Source organism: Pseudomonas sp. SDO55104_S430, assembly GCF_054070595.1.
The window spans coordinates 1-3,881 of record NZ_JBSVXG010000362.1; the positions used below are offsets into that span (position 1 = coordinate 1).

General features: G+C 62.5%; 5 protein-coding genes. 4 read left to right on the top strand and 1 reads right to left on the bottom strand.

Annotated features, from left to right (window positions below):
- Positions 1-59 precede the first annotated feature (59 nt).
- The gene (locus ACW9JE_RS29375) at positions 60-980 is read right to left on the bottom strand and encodes a zinc ABC transporter substrate-binding protein (protein ID WP_457434754.1); all 921 of its coding nucleotides are present in this window, start codon (positions 978-980) and stop codon (positions 60-62) included.
- Between the two features lie 66 nt (positions 981-1,046).
- Between ACW9JE_RS29375 and zur the strand changes: the two genes are divergently transcribed.
- From zur to ACW9JE_RS29395, 4 genes are read left to right on the top strand one after another with little or no spacing between them, the layout of a single operon-like run.
- Positions 1,047-1,529: a zinc uptake transcriptional repressor Zur gene (zur, locus tag ACW9JE_RS29380; protein ID WP_224538908.1), complete on the top strand. Its 483-nt coding sequence runs from the start codon at positions 1,047-1,049 to the stop codon at positions 1,527-1,529.
- Positions 1,529-2,314, top strand: coding sequence for a zinc ABC transporter ATP-binding protein ZnuC (gene znuC, locus ACW9JE_RS29385; RefSeq protein WP_457434755.1), 786 nt, complete (start codon positions 1,529-1,531; stop codon positions 2,312-2,314). Before zur ends, znuC begins: the two co-directional genes overlap by 1 nt.
- Positions 2,307-3,095 (top strand): zinc ABC transporter permease subunit ZnuB, encoded by a 789-nt coding sequence (gene znuB, locus ACW9JE_RS29390; protein WP_047535815.1) that lies wholly within the window; start codon positions 2,307-2,309, stop codon positions 3,093-3,095. The genes znuC and znuB overlap by 8 nt, the downstream gene beginning before the upstream one ends.
- Positions 3,096-3,132: 37 nt before the next feature.
- Positions 3,133-3,846, top strand: coding sequence for a PA5502 family lipoprotein (locus ACW9JE_RS29395; protein ID WP_457434756.1), 714 nt, complete (start codon positions 3,133-3,135; stop codon positions 3,844-3,846).
- The last annotated feature ends 35 nt before the right edge of the window (positions 3,847-3,881 follow it).

Sequence of the window (3,881 nt, forward strand, 5' to 3'; positions counted from 1 at the left end):
TTCAGTTGATCTGTAGGAGCGAGGCTTGCCCGCGAATGGGTCCAACACAATGCTCGGGGTTACAGAGACTCCAGGCATCCCGCCAAATCATTGCCCAACTTTTCCAGCACCTGCTCATACCCCTGAGCCGTTGCCGGTGTGTAGCCGCCCAGCGCATCCAGCTCCGCCAGTTTCACCGGTAGCCCGGCCACCAGGGTTTCCGCCAGGCGCGGACGCAGGGGCGGTTCGCTGAAGACACAGGTCTTGCCCACTTCCTGCAACCGCGCGCGCATCGCCGCGACGTGCTGGGCGCCAGGCTGCACTTCCGCGGCGACGCTGAACACGCCGGTGTGCTTCAGGCCGTAGGCATCTTCGAAGTAGTCGAAGGCTTCGTGGAAGACGAAGTAGGGTTTTCCTTCAATGCCGGCCAGACGCTTTTTAAGGCGCAGGTCTAGGGCATCGAGGCGTTCATTGAAGGCTTGGACGTTGCTTTGATATCGGGCCGCGTTGGCAGGATCGGCTGCGCTGAGATCCTCGGCCATTTTTGCCGCGATCACCCGGGCGTTGACCGGCGACAGCCACAGATGCGCATCAAGGCTGCCCGGACGATGATCGTGGTCATGATCGTCGGCTTCTTCGGCGTGGGAGTGATTATCTTCGGCGAAATGGCGAAGTTTCATCCCCGGAAGACTCTGTACGGCGACGCTCGGCAGCGAACGGCCGTTCAGCACGCGAGGCAGAAAGCCTTCCATGTCCGGCCCGATCCAGTACAGCAGATCCACCGACTGCACCTTGCGAACGTCGGAGGGCCGCAGTGCATAGTTATGCGGCGAAGCGCCGGGCGGCAGCAAAACCTCGGGAATCGCCACGCCGTCCTGCACTGCAGCGGCGATCAACTGCAACGGCTTGATGCTGGTGAGGACCCTGACCTCGGCTTGCGCCTGACCGATCAGCAGAAAACTTGCGATAAATGCGACAAAGTATGAAAAAAGTCGGGGCACGATGAACACTCGGAGAGGCGAGAACGGGTAACATAATAACGTCTCTCACCAAACTCGTCGCCGCTCATGACCAAAACTCCGCTTGCCAGCCGTCCCCACGACCACTCTCATTGCGTGCACAGCGCTCTGTCCGAGGCTGACGCCCTGTGCGAACGCAAGGGTCTGCGCCTGACCGCTTTGCGTCGCCGGGTGCTGGAGCTGGTGTGGCAAAGCCACAAGCCGCTGGGCGCCTACGACATTCTTGCGGTGCTCAGCGAGCAGGACGGCCGCCGCGCCGCGCCACCAACCGTGTACCGCGCGCTGGATTTCCTGCTGGAAAACGGTCTGGTCCACCGGATCGCCTCGCTCAACGCCTTCATCGGCTGCAATCACCCGGCGCACGCGCATCAGGGGCAATTCCTGATCTGCCGCGATTGCCACGCCGCCATTGAACTCGAACAGAAATCCATCAGCGACGCGATCATCGCCAGCGCCGCCGAGGTCGGGTTCGTCGTCGAAGGTCAGACCGTCGAAGTGGTCGGTCTCTGCTCGGGTTGCCAGGGGGCTTGATGAGCGACACCTTGATCCGTCTGCAACAGGTGGCTGTCACGTTCGCCGGGCAGCCTGTGCTGGACAACATCGAACTGAGCGTCGAGCCCAAACAGATTGTCACCCTGATCGGCCCCAACGGCGCCGGCAAGACCACGCTGGTGCGTGCCGTGCTGGGTCTGTTGAAGCCCGACAGCGGCACGGTCTGGCGCAAGCCGAAACTGCGCGTGGGTTACATGCCGCAGAAACTGCATGTCGATCCGACCTTGCCGCTGTCGGTGCTGCGTTTCCTGCGCCTGGTGCCGGGTGTGGATCGGACGATGGCGCTGTCCGCGCTCAAGGAAGTGGGCGCCGAGCACGTCATCGACAGCCCTGTGCAAAGCGTCTCCGGCGGCGAAATGCAGCGCGTGCTGCTGGCCCGCGCGCTGTTGCGTGAGCCGGAACTGCTGGTGCTCGACGAGCCGGTACAAGGCGTCGACGTCGCCGGACAGGCCGAACTCTACAGCCTGATCACCCGTCTGCGTGACCGTCACGGCTGCGGGGTGTTGATGGTTTCCCACGATCTGCATCTGGTGATGAGCACCACCGACCAAGTGGTTTGCCTCAACCGACATGTCTGCTGCTCCGGCCATCCCGAACAGGTCAGCGGCGATCCTGCGTTCGTCGAGCTGTTCGGCAAGAATGCGCCGAGCCTGGCGATCTATCACCACCATCACGACCATGCCCACGATCTGCATGGTTCGGTGGTCAAAGGGCCTGTTTCGGGCCGACCTCATGTTCACGGAGACAACTGCAAGCATGGCTGATTTTCTGCTCTACGCCCTGCTTGCAGGTCTGGCCTTGGCGGTGGTTGCGGGCCCCCTGGGCTCGTTCGTGGTCTGGCGACGCATGGCCTATTTTGGCGACACCCTGTCCCACGCCGCGTTGCTCGGCGTAGCACTGGGTTTCCTGCTGGATGTCAGCCCGACGGTCGCGGTCACCGTGGGCTGCCTGCTGCTGGCGGTGTTGCTGGTGACCTTGCAACAGCGCCAGCCGCTGGCGTCCGACACGCTTTTGGGAATTCTCGCACCCAGCACCCTCTCTCTCGGTCTGGTCGTACTAAGCTTCATGCACGAAGTGCGGATCGACCTGATGGCCTATCTGTTCGGCGACCTGCTGGCTATCAGCCCGACCGATCTGGCCTGGATCCTCGGCGGCAGCGCCGCGGTGCTGGCATTGTTGGTGGCGTTGTGGCGACCACTGCTTGCCATCACCGTGCATGAGGAACTGGCCAGGGTCGAAGGTTTGCCCGTGGCGGGATTGCGCATGGCGCTGATGTTGTTGATTGCCGTGGTGATTGCCGTGGCGATGAAAATCGTCGGCGTATTGCTGATCACTTCGTTGCTGATCATCCCGGCGGCTGCGGCACAACGTCACGCCCGATCGCCGGAGCAGATGGCACTGGGCGCGAGCCTGCTGGGCATACTCGCCGTGTGTGGCGGGCTGGCTTTGTCCTGGTTCAAGGACACTCCGGCCGGCCCGTCGATTGTTGTGACGGCCGCCGCACTGTTTCTGCTGAGTTTTGTTCTGCCCCGTCGAGGGGTGTAGACTTGCTCGCTTTTTGCGCAAATAGAGAGTCGCAGGAATGAAGCTGTTCACCTCCCGTTATGTGCTCCTTGTCGCATTTTCTCTGCTGCTGGGTGCATGCCAAAGCACGCCGCCGGCAGCCGAGACCCCGGACGCGCGGGCCACGGCCATTGCACAGCTTGAACAAAGCCTGGCCAGCAGCGAGCTGGCCACCGCCGAAGGGCAACTGGCCGCTTTGCAGGCCGAATCGCCCAATGATCAATCCCTGGAGCAATACCAGCGGCAATTGGCTGAAGCCTATTTGATGCGCAGCCAGATCGTGCTGCAAAAAGGCGACGTCAACGCCGCGGCCACTGCCCTGGCCCGCGCCCGCGCGCTGATGCCCAAGGCGCCGGCGCTGACTGGCGGCGTCAACGGCGCTGTCGCTCAGGCACGCAAGGCCGAGCTGGAGAAAGCCGAAGCCGCCCTCAAGGCCGCCGAAGCCAAGCCCAAGGCCCGCGTGATCGACCCGACGGCCGAAAGCACCACCGTGGCGCTGAACATCAACGACATCAGCAAACTTCGCCGCCAACTAGATGCGATCGCCGCCGATGTGGTGAATTATCAGTGCGACGTGAGCATCCAGGCGCCGCGTACCGATGATTATCCTTGGCTGGCCAATTTGCTGACCAAGCGGGTGAAGAAGCTCGATTCGGAGTTTGATCTGAAGCTGGAGCGGCAGATTCTGCGCAGCGTGCCGGCGCAGATGGTCCTCACTCCGCGTAAATCCTAAGAGCTTCGCGGGCAAGCCTCGCTCCTACAGGTTTC

Bases quoted from the DNA above. Each gene is read 5' to 3' on its own strand.
- ACW9JE_RS29395 (WP_457434756.1), top strand. From the start codon at position 3,133: ATGAAGCTGTTCACCTCCCGTTATGTGCTCCTTGTCGCATTTTCTCTG.
- znuB (WP_047535815.1), top strand. From the start codon at position 2,307: ATGGCTGATTTTCTGCTCTACGCCCTGCTTGCAGGTCTGGCCTTGGCG.
- znuC (WP_457434755.1), top strand. From the start codon at position 1,529: ATGAGCGACACCTTGATCCGTCTGCAACAGGTGGCTGTCACGTTCGCC.
- zur (WP_224538908.1), top strand. From the start codon at position 1,047: ATGACCAAAACTCCGCTTGCCAGCCGTCCCCACGACCACTCTCATTGC.